Here is a 17771-nt window from a genome sequence, read left to right on the forward strand (position 1 = left end):
GTGTCCCGGCTACCGCGCGGTCGCGGCGGCGTGGAACAATGGGCCGGGTGAAGAAACGAGTAGTGGTGCTCGGAAGCACCGGTTCGATCGGTACCCAGGCGCTCGAGATCATCGCACAGAACCCCGACCGTTTCGACCTGGTCGGGGTCTCTGTACACGGGTCGAAGCCGGACGTCCTGCTTGACCAGATCCGGACATTCGGCCTGGCCTCTCACCAGGTGGCGGTCGCCAGTGAACGCACCGCTGAAGAGGTCGACCGGGAGTTGGACGGTCATGTCGTCCGTGGGGTGGATTCCGCACGCCAGTTGGTGGAGGGGCTGACCGACTCGCTGGGGTTGGGCGCCGAGGATGTCGTCCTGAACGCTCTCGTCGGCTCGCTCGGTCTCGATGCCACTCTGGCGACGCTGAACGGGCAGGTACGCCTGGCGCTGGCCAACAAGGAATCGCTGGTCGCCGGAGGTGAGCTCGTGTTGACTGCGGCGGCAGAGGGACAGCTGGTGCCCGTGGACTCCGAGCACTCGGCGATGGCACAGTGCCTGTGGTCCGGACGTCACGATGACGTGGACTCCCTGGTCCTCACCGCGTCCGGCGGGCCGTTCCGGGGATGGACGCGTGAGCAGTTGCAGGACGTGACCCCGTTGCAGGCTGCGAATCACCCGACCTGGTCTATGGGGCAGATGAACACCCTCAACTCGTCGTCGATGGTCAACAAGGGGCTCGAACTCATCGAGGCGTCCCTGCTGTTCGGAGTTTCGGCCGACAAGATCGATGTGACCGTGCACCCCCAGTCCATCGTCCATTCGATGGTGACCTTCCGGGACGGGGCGACGATCGCGCAGGCATCGCCACCTTCGATGAAGTTGCCGATCAGCCTGGCGCTGGGTTGGCCGGAACGGGTGCCAGGTGCCCAGCGTGCCCTCGACTTCTCCACGGCCTCCACGTGGGAGTTCGAGCCTCTCGACGACGGGGTGTTCCCGGCGGTCCGGTTGGCCCGTGAGGCGGTGTCCGTCGGCGGATGCATGCCGGCCGTGTACAACGCCGCGAACGAGGAAGCCGCCGTGGAGTTTCTCGCCGGTGCGTTGCCCTTCCCCCGGATCGTCGACACGATCGCCGAGGTCATGGAGGACTGCGCCGACCGCGTCGGCCGTCCGCGTGACCTCGAGGACGTGATCGACGCGGAGCGTGAAGCGCGCGCTAAGGCCCACGAAAGGATGGCCCGGTGAGTTTTGCGTTAGGTGTCGTTCTTTTCGCTCTGGGTATCGGCGTCACCATTGCCCTGCATGAAGCCGGACACATGGTCGCCGCACGGGTGTGCGGCATGCGCGTGCGGCGCTATTTCATCGGCTTCGGCCCGACCGTGTGGTCCACCACACGCGGGCACACCGAGTACGGGCTCAAGGCCATTCCTCTGGGTGGCTTCTGCGACATCGCCGGGATGACGGTGAATGACCCGTGGACGGAGGAGGAAGAGCCCCATCTGATGATCAACAAGCCCGCCTGGAAGCGGGTCTTCGTGATGATGGCGGGCATCATCGTCAACATCGTGCTCGGTGTGCTGATCATCTTCGGTGTCGCGGTGAGCTTCGGTCTGCCCAGCACCGAGGACAAGCCGATTCCCGCCACCGCGACACAACTGCTGTGTTCGCCGGTCAAGGAGGGCGACGGCACCGAGAACGATCCGGGTTGTACCGGTGAAGGCCCGGCTGAGGCGTCCGGAGTACAGGTGGGGGACACGTTCCTCACTGTTGACGGCAGGACCGTCGAGGGATTCAGTGACGTCATCGACGCGGTCCAGGCTGCCGGACGGACAGCAGGCGAGGACGGGGTCGCCCTCGGAGACACCGTCACCGTGCCGGCCACGGTGGAGCGTGGTGGCACAGACGTGGACCTGAATCTGCAGGTGCAGGTCGTTGAACGTGGCGGTGAGGCCACCGGTGCGATCGGTGTACAGGTTGAACTTCCTCCGACCGAGATGGTCGACTACAACCCGGTCGCGGCGGTCGGTGGCACCGCGGACTTCACCTGGAACCTCGGCAAGCAGACCGTGGACGCCCTGGTCCACCTTCCGGAGCGCTACTGGCCGGTCGTACAGTCGATCTTCGGCGCTGAGCGTCAGATGGACAGCCCGGTCAGTGTGGTCGGCGCCTCCCACGCAGGCGGGCAGTTGGTGGAGCACGAGCAGTGGATGAGTTTCCTGCTCCTGCTGGCGAACCTGAACTTCTTCCTCGCAGTGTTCAACCTGGTGCCGTTGCCGCCGTTGGACGGTGGGCACGCGATCGTGGTCATCTACGAGAAGATCCGCGACCGGTTGCGCCGCCTGCGGGGCCTGGCGCCCGGTGGCCCGGTCGACTACGTGAAGCTGATGCCCCTGACGTACGTGGCCACCGCCGTCCTGCTGGTCTTCGGCCTGACCGTGATCGTGGCCGACGTGGTGAACCCGCTGCAACTGTTCCCGTAGCCGTCACCTGGCCGTCATCGGGACGTCATCACTGTTTTCGCATGTCAGAATCCATACGCGTAGACTGACGCCGTAGATCCACAAGGAAAGAAGGACAAGACCACACATGACCGGAATTTCCCTCGGTTTGCCCGACGCCCCACCGCCGGTGCTGGCTCCCCGTCGCAAGACTCGCCAGCTCATGGTCGGCAACGTCGGAGTCGGAAGTGACTACCCTGTCAGCGTCCAGTCGATGACCACGACGAAGACGCATGACGTCAACGCGACGTTGCAGCAGATCGCCCAGCTCACCGCCACAGGCTGCGACATGGTCCGAGTCGCCTGCCCGAAGACGATCGACGCAGAGGCACTGCCCGCCATCGCCAAGAAGTCGCCGATCCCGGTGATCGCCGACATCCATTTCCAGCCCAAGTACATCTTCGCGGCGATCGACGCCGGCTGTGCCGCCGTCCGCGTGAATCCCGGCAACATCAAGGAGTTCGACGGCCGAGTCAAGGAAGTCGCCAAGGCTGCCGGAGACGCCGGCATCCCGATCCGTATCGGTGTCAACGCTGGCTCCCTCGACAAGCGCATCATGGAGAAGTACGGCAAGGCCACGCCGGAGGCGCTGGTCGAGTCGGCACTGTGGGAGGCGAGCCTGTTCGAGGAGCACGGTTTCGGCGACCTGAAGATCTCGGTGAAGCACAATGACCCGGTGATCATGGTGGAGGCCTACCGTCAGCTCGCCGCGCAGTCGGATTACCCGTTGCATCTCGGTGTCACTGAAGCCGGACCTGCCTTCCAGGGCACCATCAAGTCTGCGGTGGCCTTCGGTGCACTGCTCGCGGAGGGCATCGGCGACACGATCCGGACCTCCCTGTCGGCCGACCCGGTGGAGGAGATCAAGGTCGGTGACCAGATCCTGCAGTCGATGAACCTGCGGCCCCGGAAGCTGGAGATCGTGTCCTGCCCGTCCTGCGGACGCGCCCAGGTGGACGTCTACAGTCTCGCCGAGCGGGTCACCGCTGGTCTGGAGGGCATGGAGGTGCCGTTGCGCGTTGCCGTGATGGGCTGCGTGGTCAACGGACCGGGTGAGGCACGCGACGCTGATCTGGGTGTCGCCTCGGGTAACGGCAAGGGCCAGATCTTCGTCAAAGGTGAGGTCATCCGTACCGTTCCGGAGGATGAGATCGTGGAGGTCCTCATCGAGGAGGCGATGAAGATCGCCGAGGACATGGACCCCGAGGTTCTCGCCGCTGCCGGTCTCACCGGCTCCCCCCAGGTCAAGGTCACCAGCTAGACACCGATACCGTACGCATCATCCGCCGCGGGGCCGGTAGGGGAGGATAAAGGGCCCGCGGGATGATGTGTTCGTGTTTGTGCGGGGAAGCAGCGCTGTGCGCTGCTAGCGTCGGAGCATGATCCAGATTCCGGGGACGCAGGCCCCGAGACGCACCACCGCCGCCACCGTCCTGTGTCTGATCCTCACTGCTGTCACCGTCGCCGCCACCGCATGTACCCCACGCCCGGACGTGGCAGACGAGGTCATCGGAGACTTCCTCGCTGCGGTCGAGTCACGGGACGTTGATGCTGCTGCCCAACTCACCGACGATTCATCAGTGGCATTTACCGCTTTGGACGAATCTTGGTCGGCACTGCAGGCAGAGTCCCTCGACGCCGAAGTGCGCGACATCCGGACCGACGACAACGTGGCCACTGCTGACTACTCGATGGCGTGGACACTGCCGGGGGACCGCACGTTCCGTTATGACGCCACACTGACCGCCACACGCACCGACGGGGACTGGGCGGTGCGGTGGCGGTCGTCTGTCCTGCATCCCGACCTCGGGGCAGACCAACACCTGGAGCTGCGTCGGGTGGAAGCCCAGGTCGCCGACATCGTCGGTTCCGACGGCGCCGTCCTTGCTACCCCGGGCACCACGTGGCGGGTTCTGCTGGACACGGACGAGGCGAAGAAGAACGGCGGGGTCCAAGGGACAGTCGACCAGATCGCGCGAGTACTCGACGCCGCACACGCAGAGGAAGAAGCGATCCCCACCATCGACAAAGCACAGGTCTCCTCGGCGGCGTTGGACGCCGACGGGGCCTACTCGGTGACGACGATCCCGGGAGAGTTCGGCGACCGAGTGCAACAGGGCCTGGAATCCGTGAACGGCGTCCGTATGAACGAGGAGCCGGCCATGGTGCGTCCCGATCCTGGCTTCGCTCCGGACATCATGTCCCGTGTCACCCAACTGGTCGAGCCCGAACTTGCCGGGGAACCGGGATGGGAAGTCGTGGCAGTGAACCAGAATGCGTCGGTGGTGCGCACGATGGAACGCACTGCCGCCGAACCGTCGCCGGCGGTCAAGGTGAGTTTGTCTCGGCAGGTACAGGAGGCGGCGCAGAAGGCAGTGGACACTCGCCCGAACGACCAGGCGATGATGGTGGTGATGCGCCCCTCCACCGGGGAAGTGCTGGCCGTGGCACAGACAGCCGAAGCGGACAAACAGGGTGACGTGGCGCTGTCAGGGCAGTACCCGCCCGGATCAACCTTCAAGGTGATTACCGCCGCAGCCGGTGTGGAGAAAGAGGATCTGACCGCGGATTCGACAGTGTCATGTCCGTCGACCCAGGACATCGGTGGACGTATCGTCACCAACTACAACTCCTTCTCACTCGGGGACACGTCGATGCGCAATGCATTCGCCCAGTCCTGCAACACCACGTTCGCCCGTATCTCGACAGACATGGCGCCAGGGGAGCTGAAGGAGGAGGCCAGGAAGTTCGGTCTGGGACGCGACTATGAGATCCCGGGACTGACCACCATGACCGGTCAGGTCCCGGAGGGCGAGGTCATGCTGGACCGGACCGAGGCCGGGTACGGCCAGGGCCTCGACCTTGCCAGCCCGTTCGGTATGGCACTGGTCGCGGCGACTGCGGCGAACGGCCGTACCCCGGTGCCGAACCTCATCGACACCGACGACGTGCACACCCTGGACCCCGACGGCAAGGATGCCGTGGAAGGCGAACCGTTGAAGCCGCACGTCCTGGACAATCTGCGGGACATGATGCGCGCGGTGGTGACCAGCGGCTCGGGGTCGGCTATCTCAGGCGCGGGCGAAGTGTACGGCAAGACCGGTGAGGCGGAGATCAATGAGGGCTCCCACGCGTGGTTCATGGGCTACCGCGGCGACCTGGCTTTCGCGACGATGATCGTGTTGGGCGGCGGCTCTGAGCATTCAGTGGCGGTGACCCAGCAGTTCTTTGACAATCTGGACGGGGAGTAGGCTGGGGCCTCATGAGTAGAGCGCTTCTGACCCCCGGTACACCCACCCCGATCCGCAAGGTTCCGGACAGTATTGATCGTCCGGAGTACGTGTGGAAGGACTCCGTCCGGGAGAACGTCGGTGAGCCGTGGGTGCAGACCCCGGAGGTCGTCGAGGCGATGCGCGAGTCGTCACGGATTGCCGCCGGCGCACTGTCTGCCGCCGGTGCTGTGGTGGCACCGGGAGTGACCACGGACGAGATCGACCGTATCGCGCACGAGTACATGTGCGATCATGGAGCGTACCCCTCGTGCCTGGGATACCGGGGTTTCCCGAAGGCGTCGTGTATCAGTCTCAATGAGATCGTGTGCCACGGCATTCCGGACACCACCGTGGTGCAGGACGGTGACATCGTGAACATTGACGTCACTGCCTACAAGAACGGTGTGCACGGTGACACGAACGCGACGTACCTGGCGGGGGACGTGGCTGAGAAGCACAGGCTGCTGGTCGAACGGACTTACGCCGCGATGTGGCGGGGCATCAAGGCGGTGAAGCCAGGCCGTGAGATCAACGTGATCGGACGGGTGATCGAGGCGTACGCAAAGCGGTTCGGGTACTCCGTGGTCCGTGATTTCACCGGCCATGGCGTCGGCCCGACGTTCCACAACGGCCTGGTGGTACTGCACCACGATGAGCCCGCCTACGACACGGTTCTGGAGCCGGGGATGACGTTGACGATCGAGCCGATGCTGAATCTTGGCGATCTGCCCTACGACATCTGGGACGACGACTGGACCGTGCAGAATAAGGACGGCAAGTGGTCGGCGCAGTTTGAGCACACGATGGTCGTCACGGAGACCGGCGTGGACGTGCTGACTCTGCGCGAGGACGAGAAGGACCAGACCGTCAAGTAACGCGGTCTCATTTCCTGGGGACGAATTCGCTGAAGGGCGTCGCCGGGACAGGGGTCTCAGGTAGCGTGTTGGGGTATGAACGTATCTGGTTCGGAGTCAGCGTCCACCGAGGGGCCGACACGCATCGTGCGCCCCGGCGAGAAAGTGCCGGGGGTGCGGGAGCTGGGGGTGGTCAATCACCTCATCGCGCGTCTCGGCGCGCGGGTGCAGGGCACGGAGACGATGGGGGTCTTTTCCACGATCGGGCGCGCACGTCGCCTGTTTAAGGCGTGGCTGGTGTACTCGGCGGCGATGATGCCGTTCGGCTACCTGTCACGCAAGGAGACGGAACTGGTGATTCTCCGTGTGGCTCATCTGAAGGGGTCAGAGTATGAAGCGGCCCATCACCGGAAGTTAGGCGCGTCGGTGGGATTGACTGATACTCAGATTGAGGCGATGGAGGGGGAGTCGCACGGCCAGACCCGTCGTTGGGGCGTGATCTTGGATGCGGTGGATCAGATTGTGACAGCCGGTGAGGTGGATGAGTCGACATGGTCGGCTCTGGCCAGTTACTTGTCTGACCGCGAGCTCGTGGCTCTGGTGATGCTGGTGACGAACTATTCGGGCCTGGCGACGGCGTTGTCGGTGCTGGGTACTCCGGTAGACAGGAAGAGGGGGCGGTGACGGTAGTTTTGCCTCTGGACGTGACCGTGAATGTGGGTTACTGTGTGACTGTCTGACCCATTGGGGGTATGGGCGGGGGTCGTGGGGAACAGCGGCTGTCTGGATGTAGTGAAGGGGTGGGGTGGGGCCTATGGTCCACCAGGATTCTGTTGTGGGCGATGACGGTTCGCACCGGCTGTTGGTGGTGCCGTGTGCCCTGGTCGTGTTGGTGCTGGTGCTAATGGTCACGGCGTGTTCGGCGGTGAGGGACGAAGCTGGCGCCGGTGGTTCGGCCGGGAAAGAGTGGCCCGCTGAGACTGCGGCAACCCAGCCGGCGGAGGGCAGAGTCGCCGAGCCGGTGGTGACGGAGGATGGTCGAATGATTCAGCCGGCCGGGCATACAGGGATCTGGTTTGAGACGGAGCCTGATGATCCTCTGGAGAAGCTGGTCTACGAGTCGCAGCGGTTCGTCGGTCAGCCGGTTGCGCTGGAACCGATCGGGGAACGGGCACTGCTGCCGCAGTGGGAGGACATGCCCGATCCGTGCCATCCGGAGGTCATCCGGAGGATGGAGGAGCTGGGGTTCGGAACGAGCGTAGATGACGTTGGTCATGGTTATGCGCACTGTTCTGGAATTGGCTCTTACGGTTTCGGCGCTAATTCGGAGATTATCGCTTTTGAGTGGGGTTTTGTAGGTAGCATTGAAGAGTTTGCAAATCATTCCGCCGTCCGAGATTCGCACTTCCATGGTTTCAGCAGTGTGTCCGAAGGTGATATGGCTGACATTCTAGGTTGTATCGGGGTATTTGATACTCCGAGTATGGGATACCCCTACACGTCGATGTATATGAATGGAACTGGTGTTGGCACTTGTAGTGAAGCTTTTAGCTCACTTCAGATTGCTATTAATGTCAATGGGGGAAATGTCGATGTTTAGGTATGATCCAGAAAATCTGAATCAAGTTGTGAAGTCTATAGTTGACGCGAAGTTTAGCATTAGGAAGGTTGATAAGCGTGGGCTTGCTGCTACTGCCTTCACAACCTCACCCGCGCTCGGTGCGGTGGCCACGCAGTACTCGGCGTACCTCGGCGCGCATCCTGGATCGCTGACTGTCGCGACCCAGGCTGCTACCACGAACGTGCAGTGGCTGCACGATTCGCTCGTGCCTTTGATCGAGGCGTTGACGGAACAGGAATATCTGTCGGTGGACACATTCACCGGCATGCTCAGTTACACGGATGCGCCAGACAAGGAAGTTCACTTCGGAATGCCGCCCAGGCCGGAGATCCCTGTCCTTGACCTGGCTTACGTGCCGCCGGTCGCGGCAATTGAAGCAGCGACTCCGCTGAAGGCGCTCACCGTAATGTTCGCCGGAGACGACAGCGGAATCATCGCAGCGTCGGAATCCTGGGCTTCCGCCAGCCGCCGGATGCTCCAGGCGTCTGAATCACTGCAGAGTGCGGCCGTGTTGATAGCCGGGACCACCGAAGGCAGCGCCTTCTCCATGGCAGAGCAGGCGATATCGACCATTGCGCGCCAATGCGCGACAGTCGCCGCCAACTCCACTGCGATGGCAACCTCCATGCTCGAACTGCCGCCCATTAGAGCTGCAGCACACGCACAACTCATTGCCATGGAAGCCGAGATTGCGGCCGAAGCCACCGCAGCAGGTGCTGTCACCGGTGGGACAGGTGCAGCCGTTATCGCCGCCAAATCTCAGGCACAGGTCGCGGCATTCGTTTCCGGGTATCTGCAGCCCGCGCTCGACACAGCACGTCCTCTGGTGACTAACCTGTCTGTCCCTGTGGTCAACCACACTGGCTCGGGAGCTCTTCATTCCGGCGGCGCGGCGACCATGGCCGCCCAGGAGACCATTACCCAGGTGGCAGGCGGGGCCGCTGCCCCCGTTGTTGGTCAGGCTGCCGCCCAACCCAATCCCGCGGTGCCACAGACAGGGCATGTCTCCGCTACTCCGGCTGGGGCCTCTCAGGCAGCGACTGTCAGTCAGGCACCAGCGGGTCCGGCTGGCGGAATCAGCAACGCATCCGGTGGTATCCAGGCAGCGTCGCCTGCCTCCGCTACCGCGGCACATCCGGCGTCGACAGGTACCGGCCCCGGCCAGAACATGAATGGTAGCCGACCTGTAGCTACGAGCGTCGCGCCGCCCGCCAATCCCCGAAATGTCGCCGGTGGTGTGATGCAACCTCTGCTACCCAGGGGCGTCAGTGTCGCTACCCCTGGCTCGCCATCCACAGGTCACACCACCGGTGGCGGACCCCACACGGGGCCGGGGACTACCCAGAACGGCGCTGGTGCCCGAGGCGTGGCCCAGGGCACGGGCGGGGCAGCGCCTGCCGCCGGCAACGGCACTCACGGTCATCGTGCCAGTGGCGCCGGTACTGCGCCTGTCGGCGCAGCCGGGCAGAACGGGGCCAGAACGGGCCAAGGTAAAGGTGCTTCGACGGGGGCCCTCTTCGGTAACGGGCAGAATAGACGCCAGAAAACCCGTCGTATGACCACCGGCAGCTCCCTGCTCGACACATACTTCCGCCGCCAGTTCTTGGGGGAGAAGTCGACAACCGTGAAGAAAGTCATCCGGTAGCCCGTGAGGGTCGGTGTCCCTGAGCTGAGACCCCGGGGCTGTGTCGGTCTGATGGCGTCAGAACCAACATGACCCTGGGGTACTAGTCAGTGCAGTCTGGCGGGGCACCGTACAACAAGGGGCCTGGAGATCAGTGAATGATCTCCAGGCCCTGTCCATCGCAGTCCTGTAGTGCCGGGAGCACCGCGCACTACAGTGGTCCGCTATTCCGCGTCGACCGCGTCCTCGCCGTCGACGATCTCCAACTGGTCACGCACCTGCTCCAGCAGCCAGGCGTTGGACAGTGAGGACGGGATGTTCAACGCAGCCATGACGGCTTTGTTGTCCTCGATCACGGCACCGGATTCCACCTGCGGCAGCTGGTCGTAGCCGGCAATAGCACGGATCTTGTCCATGCCCTCTGTGGCGTACATGCCCATGAAGTTCGCCGCCAGATCCGACACCCGCTCATAGGAGATCTGCGCACGACCACCCTCGATCTTCAATGAACCGTCGGTGAACGACGCCGGCAGTGTCATGCCCAGTCGGGAGTAGAACTTGTTGGCGATGTTCTCCGGATCAGCGATCACGCCGAACTGACCACCACGGTCCTGCACGGTCAGCGCAGTCTTGCCTTCGAGACCCGGCAGCTCGTCGCGCACAGCAGCGAATGCCTTCTCATCGTCATCGATGACCTCCTGCGCCTTGTCTTCCAGGCCGTAGATCTCGGCGAGTGCCTGCAGCTGCGGTTCCCAGCTGGCGTCCTCGTCCATGCCGGGCAGAACATCGGTGACCTTGGACAGCTCGTCGTAGGCGTCTTCCTTGATGCGGTAGGTGTCGCCGACGACCAGGTCGGGGTTATGCGAGACGACCTCCTCGAGGGGGAAGTCCTCGGACATCGGGATGCGTTCGACACCCTCCAGCTGCGGATTCTTCCAGTCTGCGTCCGCGTCGTCGCCACGCTCGACGATGACATCCGGAGTGATGCCCAGTGCCAGGAGATTGTCCACGGCGGTGCCGATGGCCACGACGGTCTCAGGGTTGGTGTTGTAGGTCGCCTCACCGTACATGTTCTCGATGGTGACCTCGGACTCCTCGGCGCCCGCGCTGTCGGAAGAGGCGGTGTTGTCATCCGAGCTGTTGTCGGAGTCATCGGAGGAGCAGCCGGCGAGGACGAGGCCGCCAGCGAGGACGGTGGCGGTCAACGTCCGACGGACGGTTCGCGCGCGGGAGCGACGGGCGGTGTGCAGCATGAAGGATGTTCCTCTCCTGTGCCCGGCGAGGGTGTGCGGACGCCGTGGGTGGCGCCCAACCGGGCGGTTGTTCCGGTGAAACGTCGATAACCGTAGGCTACGTTTACTTGTAGCAGGCCGTACCGAACCTACTACAGGTGAAACAGCCCAGACAAGAGCCCGCCCGGGTATGCGTTACCCCCGTTCACGCACCCAGCAGTATGTCGAGGGTGGCCTTCGCCCCCACTCCGTGCAGGGAATTCAGCGCGGTTGTGTAGCCGGACGTGAACTCCGCGGAGTCCACCAGGTCGCCGAAGATCTCACGGTCCCGAAGGAACGCCAGGACGTCCTCCCTGTTCTGTGCGGCAGCGGTAGCCACCCGGTCCGCCATACGGTCGACGACGGTGATCGGTTCACCGTCTTCGTCGACGCCCTCGGCGTAGCGGGCCCATGACGCGACGATGGCGGCTGACAGTCGGACCGGCCGCCCTGCTGCGAGGTTCTCCCGGACGACCGGGAGCAGCCACTTAGGGATTCGGTCCGAGCTTTCTGCGCACAGGCGGGACACGGTGTCCTTGACCGCGGCGTTGCCGAAGCGACGGATGAGCGTCCGACGGTAGGCATCGATGTCCACGCCGGGTAGCGGTTGCAGCGTCGGTGTCGCCTCGTCGGTCATGTAGGCCAGCAGGAACTCGCCGAAGCGGGGGTCTGCCATGACGTCGTGCACCATCCGATGTCCGGCCAGATAGCCGAAATAGCACAGGCCCTGATGGGACGCATTGAGCAGCCGCAGTTTCATCAGCTCATAGGGGACGACGTCATCGACGAGCTGGACCCCTGCGTCCTCGTAGCAGGGACGTCCCGCAGTGAAACTGTCTTCCAGTACCCACTGGGTGAAGTCCTCGGAGACCACCGGCCAGGCATCGCTGTAGCCCAGGGAGGCGACGTCGGAGCGGTCGTCATCGGTGGTCTCGGGGGTGATGCGGTCGACCATGGAGTTGGGGAAGGCAACGGCGTCGTCGACCCAGGCGCCGAGGTCGGCGTCGACGGAGCGGGCAAATGCGACGAATGTGTCGTGGGCGACGTTCCCGTTGCCCTGGATGTTGTCGCAGCTCATAATCGTGAACGGCCGGTCCCCGGTACGTCGTCGCTCGGCCAGTGCAGCGGTGACCAGTCCGAAGAACGTGCGGAGACTGTCGTAGTCGCCGGCCTGCAGTGCGTCACGGTCGTGTGCAATGTGCTCGGAGTCGTCGACGAAAGTGCCGCTGACGTGGTCGATGTTGTAGCCGCCTTCGGTGACGGTGAGGCTGACGATGCGGATCCGGGGGTCTGCGAGCATCGTCACCGCGGCGGCGGGGTCGTCGGGGGCGAAGACGTAGTCGATGATGCTGCCGATGACGCGGATGTCCTCGGTGCCGTCCGGCGCTTTCGTCGTGAGGGTGTAGAGGTGGTCCTGGCTGGCCAGGGCGTCGCGCATGCGTACGTCGGACGGCATCACGCCGAGGCCGACGATGCCCCAGTCCAGCGCCTGGCCCTGATTCATCAGGCGGTCGAGGTACATCGCCTGGTGGGCGCGGTGGAATCCGCCGACGCCGATGTGCACGATGCCGGGGGACACCTGCGAGCGGTCGTAGGACGGGACGGCGGTACGGCCGTCGGTGATGTCGGCGAGGGCGGGGAGTAGGGAGGTGGTCAGGGGGTTGGTGGTCAAGGGACGAGGCATGGCGGTGGATCTCCTTCAGAGGTGTCGGGGTCAGTTCTTTTCGGCCGCGGCGGCGGCCTGCTCGGCAAGGGGTTCGGGGACGTTGTCAGGCACACCGTCGAACCCCGGCTGGTTCCCCCGCAGGGTCAGTGAGAGGTAGGCGGCGACGAGGTACAGCGCGATCATGATCAGGGTCAGTCCGGTGGCCCCGACCAGTGGCAGGAAGACCGCAACCAGCAGGGGGCCGACGGCGACGGCGGCACCGACACCGAGGTTGTAGGTGGACATCGCCGCACCCGGATGCTCGGGGTCGATGGCCACGGCGATGGCAGAGAGGGGGACGTAGCCGGCCAGGGAGACTCCGAACAGGGCACCGAAGAACAGCGTGACCCCGTAGACCACCGGGTCGGAGACCCCCAGGGAGCGCCCGATCAACGGCGTGAAGTACACCGCAGCAAGCGTGACGGCGCAGGCGACCGCCCCCGCCCAGAACATGGTGGTGGCCCAGCCGAGGCGGTCCCCGATGCGTCCGTAGAGCGGGTTGAACGGCAGGTTGACCGCGTAGATCACCGTGGTGAGGATGAGGAACCAACCGAGTTTCCAGCCGAGTTCGTCGGTGAAGTAGGCGGGGAAGTAGACGGCCATGGCGTAGGTCGGCACGGAGTTGATGGTGCGGATGTAGGTCACCCGTCGCGCCCGTTTGTCGGTGGCCAGCAGCTTGAACCCGCGGGAGAGTGTGGCGCTGACTTCCTCGGGGTTGTCGACTAGCGGACGACGCCCGACAGGTTCACGGATGCCGACCAGGGCGATGGCGGCACCGATGATGACCAGGGAGAGCGAGAGCCAGAGCGTCTGGTAAAAGTCCAGGTTTAGCAGGGACAGTGACAAAGTGGCGGTCAAGGCACCGAGGGTGGGCAGTCCGGCGGAGAAGCCGACGTAGAACCATCCCACGCCGGTGGCCCGGTCCTCGGCAGGGGCCACAGCGGTGATCCACACGAGGAAGCCGTACGCGAACAACGGGTAGCCGAAGCCGCGGAGTCCATAGGTAATGAAGATCAACCAGGGGTTCGAGGTGGTCAGGGCCAGACACAGGAAAGCCAGTTCCAGTGTGACCCACACCCCGACGCCGAGCATCATCACCCGCCGCGGCCCCCACAGGTCAGACAGTGCCGCGGCAAAGAAGGCGGCGATCGCGACGGCGATACCGTAGACGGTGACCAGGGTGCCGACCCGGGAGGTGGAGAATCCGTGGTCGTCGCGCAGGAAGGGTTCGAGGATGTTGGTCTCCACGCCGTCGCCGATCATGAAGATGGTGAGTCCGATGAAGCCCCAGATCAGGGCACGGGGGACGCCGAGTCGGTCGAGGAGCCCGGTGGCCCGGGGCTGGGTGGTGAGGGTAGTCATTCGTGCTCCTGGTGTGGGGAGGCATGGGATGCGGGTCACATGTCGTGAGCCACTGCGGTCAACCTACCGCCATGATGTTAGAAAGTCACCACTTACAACAGAAAAATGTTTAAAACGGGGGTTACCTCACAACGCCTCCGTGCTATCGTGGCCTCTATGTCAGAGCCAATACCTGCGACGGGACCGGAGAAGCGCCCCGACAAACGCCGCGAGAACATCGTGGCGTATGTCACCCGCCACGGCACGGCCCGGGTCGAGGAACTCGCCCGCCATTTCGACGTCAGCCAGATGACCGTGCACCGCGACCTCGACAGCCTCGCCGCCGACCACTTGCTGGAACGCGTCCGTGGCGGGGCGCGTTCGGTCACTCCGTCGATGAGTGAACTCGGAGTCGGCCAGCGGCGGCAACTGCACCGGGACATCAAGAGCGGACTGTGCGCCCTCGCCGCAGAACTCATCGAGGACGGGGCGGTCGTCGCCATCGACGACTCCACCACGCTCGAACCGCTTGTCACCGTGCTGCCACAGCGCAATCCGTCGGCACTGATCACCCACTCACTGGCGGCGATGAGCCTGCACCGTCAACGTACCGGCGCCGCGAGCATCCGGCTTATCGGGTGCGGCGGCCAGTACATCCCTGAGACCGACTCCTTCCTCGGGGCGATGACCTCCGAACAGCTGCGCCGGTTGTCGGCGGACATCACTTTCGTGTCGACGACCTCGCTGCGTCCGGCACCGGGAGCTGCCGGCGGTTCTTCTGGCATAGCACTGTTCCACCCCGACACCGAGGCCGCCGAGACCAAACGTGCGCTGCTGGACATTGCGCCGGTCAAGGTTCTCGTCGTGGATTCGACGAAGTTCGGCGCACCCGGGGTGTTCAAGGTCGCTGACGTAGAGGAGTTCGACCACGTGATCATCGACAACGATGTCAGCGACGCCGACCAGGCCCTGCTGGAGGGGACCGGTGCGACCCTCCACGTGCTCGCCACGACCGAAGGAGAGAACTGAGATGGCTCTGGTACTGGGGATCGACAGCTCCACGCAGTCCTGCAAAGCTCTGCTCGTGGACGCGCAGACAGGTGAGGTCGTCGACGAGGGACGTGCAAGTCATCCCGACGGAACCGAAGTCGACCCGCGCGCGTGGGTGACCGCCATGGCACAGGCAACCGAGGGACTGCTCGACCGGGCCGACGCAGTCTCTATCGCAGGACAGCAGCACGGCATGGTGGCGCTCGACGCTGAGGGTGACGTCGTCCGTGACGCCCTGCTGTGGAATGACACCCGCTCGGCGCGCGCCGCCGAGGACCTCATCGGTGAGATGGGTGGGGAGCGCGCCTGTGTGAACCTCACCGGCAGCCGGTACGTCGCCTCTATCACCGCGACGAAACTGCGCTGGATGCGCGACCACGAACCGCACAACGCCACGCGCACCGCCAGCGTGCTTCTCCCGCACGACTACCTCACCTGGCACCTCTCCGGCTACGGAGAAAAGACCACCGACCACGGGGAGGCATCGGGCACCGGGTACTACAGCACCCGGGAGCGGTGCTGGCTTCCTGAACTCGCCGAACGTGCGTTGGGCCACGCGGTGGAGCTGCCGCGTCTGGCCGCCCCGAACGAGAAGGTGGGGGTGGTGGCAGCCTCAGCGAACGCGGCTGCCGCCGAGCGTCGCACGGTGATCGCGCCGGGCACCGGCGACAACCAGGGCGCCGCACTCGGACTGGCCCTGCAGCCCGGCGACGTGTGTGTGTCGATCGGCACCTCGGGGGTGGCTTCGGCGGTCGTGCCTGACAGCGTGCACGATTCGGCAGGCATGGTCACCGGATTCGCCGATGCTTCAGGACGCTACCTTCCCTTGGTGGCCACACTGAATGCTGCTCGGGTACTGGACATGGGGCGCCGCCTGCTGGGCGTGGATTGGGAGGAGTTCGAGCGACTGGCCCTGGCGTCCACGCCGGGAGCCGGTGGGTTGGTGCTGCAGCCGTACCTCGATGGGGAACGCACCCCGAACCGTCCCGACGCGTCCGGGATCCTGCAGGGCATCACGACCGCGACCACCCGGGAGGATTTCGCCCGTGCCACCGTGGAGGGACTGCTGTGCTCGATGAAGGACGCGGTGGAGGCCCTGGTCGGCGCAACCGGGGTGGAAGCCACCCGCGTCCTGCTGATCGGTGGGGGAGCCCGGTCCGCGGCAGTGCGCGCCGTGGCACCGTCCATTTTCGGTGTTGACGTGCTGGTTCCGGACCCGGCCGAATACGTTGCCCTCGGCGCTGCCCGCCAGGCGGCCTGGGCACTGTCGGGGGACCCTCAGCCGCCGGAGTGGACGGTGGCGGGAACGTCTCCGGCCTCGGCGCCCTTCAACGGCAGGACGGTGCGCTCCTACGCCCACCTGCGCACTGCGACGAAGGATTGGAACTGGGGCTTGGCGTAGGGTGGTCGCCGGTTGTCAGCCCCCATGCCATCCGAGTCACCCCTCAGGTCAGAAAAACGGCCCTTCCGTGACCTGAGGGGTGACTCAGATGACCTGCCCGGCGGGGACGGGCTGATCTCCTCGGGGCTGCCGGGAAGTACAGCTAGGGGTATGTCCCGGTGAAGAACTCCCGGATCGCCCCGGGGCCGTCGTAGCGGGCGCCGTTGTCGTTACCCCAGCGTCCGGTCGTCGTGGGAAAGGAGTGCCCGCTGTGGTCGACGGAGATCAGGCGTACGGGAAACTCACCGTCCCAGGTGGTGATCTCCGCGTCGCCGTCGCGCACCCGGTCGGAAACCTCAGCGGACACCCCGTTGCGCTCGGCGAACCACTCCGCGCTGGCCTGGGCGGAACGGACCTCGCCGCGGCTCTCGGCGAAGATCCCTGCACCGACCACGACCTCGCCACCGTCGAAGGGATTCATCGGATCCTCACGGCTCTGAATGAAGATGACGGGCACCGGCTCGCCGGAGTCCGTGCAGGCGTTGTTGTCATCGACCGGGACGTTCGCGTTCACCGAGGCGATGCCTGAGACGAGGTCGGGAGCTTCGTAGGCCAACCGCTGCACCATGTGCCCTCCGCTGGAGAAACCTATTGCGAAGGTCCTGGAGACATCGACCGTGTCATGGCCGAGATCATGGTGGATACCGTCGACAACGTGGCGCATCAGCCCCACATCGTCGAGGTCCTTCTCCTTGGCCGGCCAGTCGCCGGCGACGCGGCACTCGTTCCAGTTGTTGTCGTGGCCGTCGATGTAGGCCACGATGAAGCCGTGCTCCTCGGCCTCGCGCTCCAGGTCGGGACCGATGCCGGAGCGGATCCCGTCGCCGGTGTCCCCGGTGCCGTGCACGACGAGGACGACGGGCATCGGGCCATCGGACGGCCCGGCGTCGGGGGTGTAGACGTTCCAGGTGCGTTCGATGCCGTCGAGGGTGGTGGCGTGGTGCGTGTAGGAACCTTGGGACACGGTGTCATTCCTTTCCGCCGTGACGGTGCCGCTGTCGGTGGTGGAGGGGACGCCCGACGTGCAGGCGCTGAGGAGGAGCGCCAGGGCCAAGCCGACACCGGCGCCGGTGACGGCACCTCGACGGCCCCGTGCCCGGTCGGTGCGCTTCATCG

Annotated in this window: 14 protein-coding genes; 10 read left to right on the top strand and 4 right to left on the bottom strand. The window is 64.8% G+C overall.

Annotated features, from left to right (window positions below):
• Positions 1 to 38: 38 nt before the first annotated feature.
• From dxr to CGLY_RS07515, 8 genes are all read left to right on the top strand, one after another.
• Positions 39 to 1223 carry a 1-deoxy-D-xylulose-5-phosphate reductoisomerase gene (dxr, locus tag CGLY_RS07480; protein ID WP_038548114.1) on the top strand — a complete coding sequence of 395 codons (1185 nt, stop codon included), beginning with the start codon at positions 39 to 41 and terminating at the stop codon, positions 1221 to 1223.
• Complete coding sequence (locus CGLY_RS07485) at positions 1220 to 2458, top strand: M50 family metallopeptidase (protein WP_038548117.1); 1239 nt, start codon at positions 1220 to 1222, stop codon at positions 2456 to 2458. The genes dxr and CGLY_RS07485 overlap by 4 nt, the downstream gene beginning before the upstream one ends.
• 106 nt (positions 2459 to 2564) lie before the next feature.
• The gene (ispG, locus tag CGLY_RS07490) at positions 2565 to 3737 is read left to right on the top strand and encodes a flavodoxin-dependent (E)-4-hydroxy-3-methylbut-2-enyl-diphosphate synthase (RefSeq protein ID WP_038548120.1); all 1173 of its coding nucleotides are present in this window, start codon (positions 2565 to 2567) and stop codon (positions 3735 to 3737) included.
• Between the two features lie 118 nt (positions 3738 to 3855).
• Positions 3856 to 5727 (top strand): penicillin-binding transpeptidase domain-containing protein, encoded by a 1872-nt coding sequence (locus CGLY_RS07495; RefSeq protein ID WP_038548123.1) that lies wholly within the window; start codon positions 3856 to 3858, stop codon positions 5725 to 5727.
• A gap of 11 nt (positions 5728 to 5738) precedes the next feature.
• The gene (gene map / locus CGLY_RS07500) at positions 5739 to 6623 is read left to right on the top strand and encodes a type I methionyl aminopeptidase (protein WP_038548126.1); all 885 of its coding nucleotides are present in this window, start codon (positions 5739 to 5741) and stop codon (positions 6621 to 6623) included.
• 75 nt (positions 6624 to 6698) lie between these two features.
• Positions 6699 to 7286: a carboxymuconolactone decarboxylase family protein gene (locus tag CGLY_RS07505; RefSeq protein WP_038548129.1), complete on the top strand. Its 588-nt coding sequence runs from the start codon at positions 6699 to 6701 to the stop codon at positions 7284 to 7286.
• 130 nt (positions 7287 to 7416) lie between these two features.
• Positions 7417 to 8202, top strand: a complete 786-nt coding sequence (locus CGLY_RS16735) for a hypothetical protein (RefSeq protein ID WP_052539855.1) — start codon at positions 7417 to 7419, stop codon at positions 8200 to 8202.
• A gap of 124 nt (positions 8203 to 8326) precedes the next feature.
• Positions 8327 to 9868: a hypothetical protein gene (locus CGLY_RS07515; RefSeq protein WP_038548131.1), complete on the top strand. Its 1542-nt coding sequence runs from the start codon at positions 8327 to 8329 to the stop codon at positions 9866 to 9868.
• 203 nt (positions 9869 to 10071) lie between these two features.
• On the opposite strand, the gene CGLY_RS07520 is transcribed toward CGLY_RS07515, so the two are convergent.
• The 3 genes from CGLY_RS07520 to CGLY_RS07530 form a co-directional block, all read right to left on the bottom strand.
• Positions 10072 to 11100: an ABC transporter substrate-binding protein gene (locus CGLY_RS07520; RefSeq protein WP_052539857.1), complete on the bottom strand. Its 1029-nt coding sequence runs from the start codon at positions 11098 to 11100 to the stop codon at positions 10072 to 10074.
• 184 nt (positions 11101 to 11284) lie between these two features.
• A complete protein-coding gene (locus CGLY_RS07525) occupies positions 11285 to 12802 on the bottom strand; it encodes a mannitol dehydrogenase family protein (protein WP_038548134.1) in 1518 nt (505 codons plus the stop codon).
• A 30-nt stretch (positions 12803 to 12832) separates the two neighbouring features.
• Positions 12833 to 14185 carry an RbtT/DalT/CsbX family MFS transporter gene (locus tag CGLY_RS07530; RefSeq protein ID WP_038548137.1) on the bottom strand — a complete coding sequence of 451 codons (1353 nt, stop codon included), beginning with the start codon at positions 14183 to 14185 and terminating at the stop codon, positions 12833 to 12835.
• A 156-nt stretch (positions 14186 to 14341) separates the two neighbouring features.
• On the opposite strand from CGLY_RS07530, the gene CGLY_RS07535 reads away from it, so the two are divergent.
• Both CGLY_RS07535 and xylB read left to right on the top strand, forming a co-directional pair.
• Positions 14342 to 15193 carry a DeoR/GlpR family DNA-binding transcription regulator gene (locus CGLY_RS07535; RefSeq protein WP_038548140.1) on the top strand — a complete coding sequence of 284 codons (852 nt, stop codon included), beginning with the start codon at positions 14342 to 14344 and terminating at the stop codon, positions 15191 to 15193.
• Position 15194: 1 nt separating this feature from the next.
• A complete protein-coding gene (gene xylB / locus CGLY_RS07540; RefSeq protein ID WP_038548143.1) occupies positions 15195 to 16616 on the top strand; it encodes a xylulokinase in 1422 nt (473 codons plus the stop codon).
• Positions 16617 to 16758: 142 nt separating this feature from the next.
• On the opposite strand, the gene CGLY_RS07545 is transcribed toward xylB, so the two are convergent.
• Complete coding sequence (locus CGLY_RS07545) at positions 16759 to 17769, bottom strand: alpha/beta hydrolase family esterase (protein WP_038548146.1); 1011 nt, start codon at positions 17767 to 17769, stop codon at positions 16759 to 16761.
• Positions 17770 to 17771 lie beyond the last annotated feature (2 nt).

This window comes from Corynebacterium glyciniphilum AJ 3170 (assembly GCF_000626675.1).
GTDB classification, from domain to species: Bacteria; Actinomycetota; Actinomycetes; order Mycobacteriales; family Mycobacteriaceae; genus Corynebacterium; species Corynebacterium glyciniphilum.

What these genes read in the sequence shown, in the direction of transcription:
- CGLY_RS07545 (WP_038548146.1), bottom strand. Translation starts at nt 17,769, where the DNA reads ATGAAGCGCACCGACCGGGCACGGGGCCGTCGAGGTGCCGTCACCGGC.
- dxr (WP_038548114.1), top strand. Translation starts at nt 39, where the DNA reads ATGGGCCGGGTGAAGAAACGAGTAGTGGTGCTCGGAAGCACCGGTTCG.
- CGLY_RS07525 (WP_038548134.1), bottom strand. Translation starts at nt 12,802, where the DNA reads ATGCCTCGTCCCTTGACCACCAACCCCCTGACCACCTCCCTACTCCCC.
- map (WP_038548126.1), top strand. Translation starts at nt 5,739, where the DNA reads ATGAGTAGAGCGCTTCTGACCCCCGGTACACCCACCCCGATCCGCAAG.
- CGLY_RS07495 (WP_038548123.1), top strand. Translation starts at nt 3,856, where the DNA reads ATGATCCAGATTCCGGGGACGCAGGCCCCGAGACGCACCACCGCCGCC.
- CGLY_RS07505 (WP_038548129.1), top strand. Translation starts at nt 6,699, where the DNA reads ATGAACGTATCTGGTTCGGAGTCAGCGTCCACCGAGGGGCCGACACGC.
- xylB (WP_038548143.1), top strand. Translation starts at nt 15,195, where the DNA reads ATGGCTCTGGTACTGGGGATCGACAGCTCCACGCAGTCCTGCAAAGCT.
- CGLY_RS07530 (WP_038548137.1), bottom strand. Translation starts at nt 14,185, where the DNA reads ATGACTACCCTCACCACCCAGCCCCGGGCCACCGGGCTCCTCGACCGA.
- ispG (WP_038548120.1), top strand. Translation starts at nt 2,565, where the DNA reads ATGACCGGAATTTCCCTCGGTTTGCCCGACGCCCCACCGCCGGTGCTG.
- CGLY_RS16735 (WP_052539855.1), top strand. Translation starts at nt 7,417, where the DNA reads ATGGTCCACCAGGATTCTGTTGTGGGCGATGACGGTTCGCACCGGCTG.
- CGLY_RS07520 (WP_052539857.1), bottom strand. Translation starts at nt 11,100, where the DNA reads ATGCTGCACACCGCCCGTCGCTCCCGCGCGCGAACCGTCCGTCGGACG.
- CGLY_RS07535 (WP_038548140.1), top strand. Translation starts at nt 14,342, where the DNA reads ATGTCAGAGCCAATACCTGCGACGGGACCGGAGAAGCGCCCCGACAAA.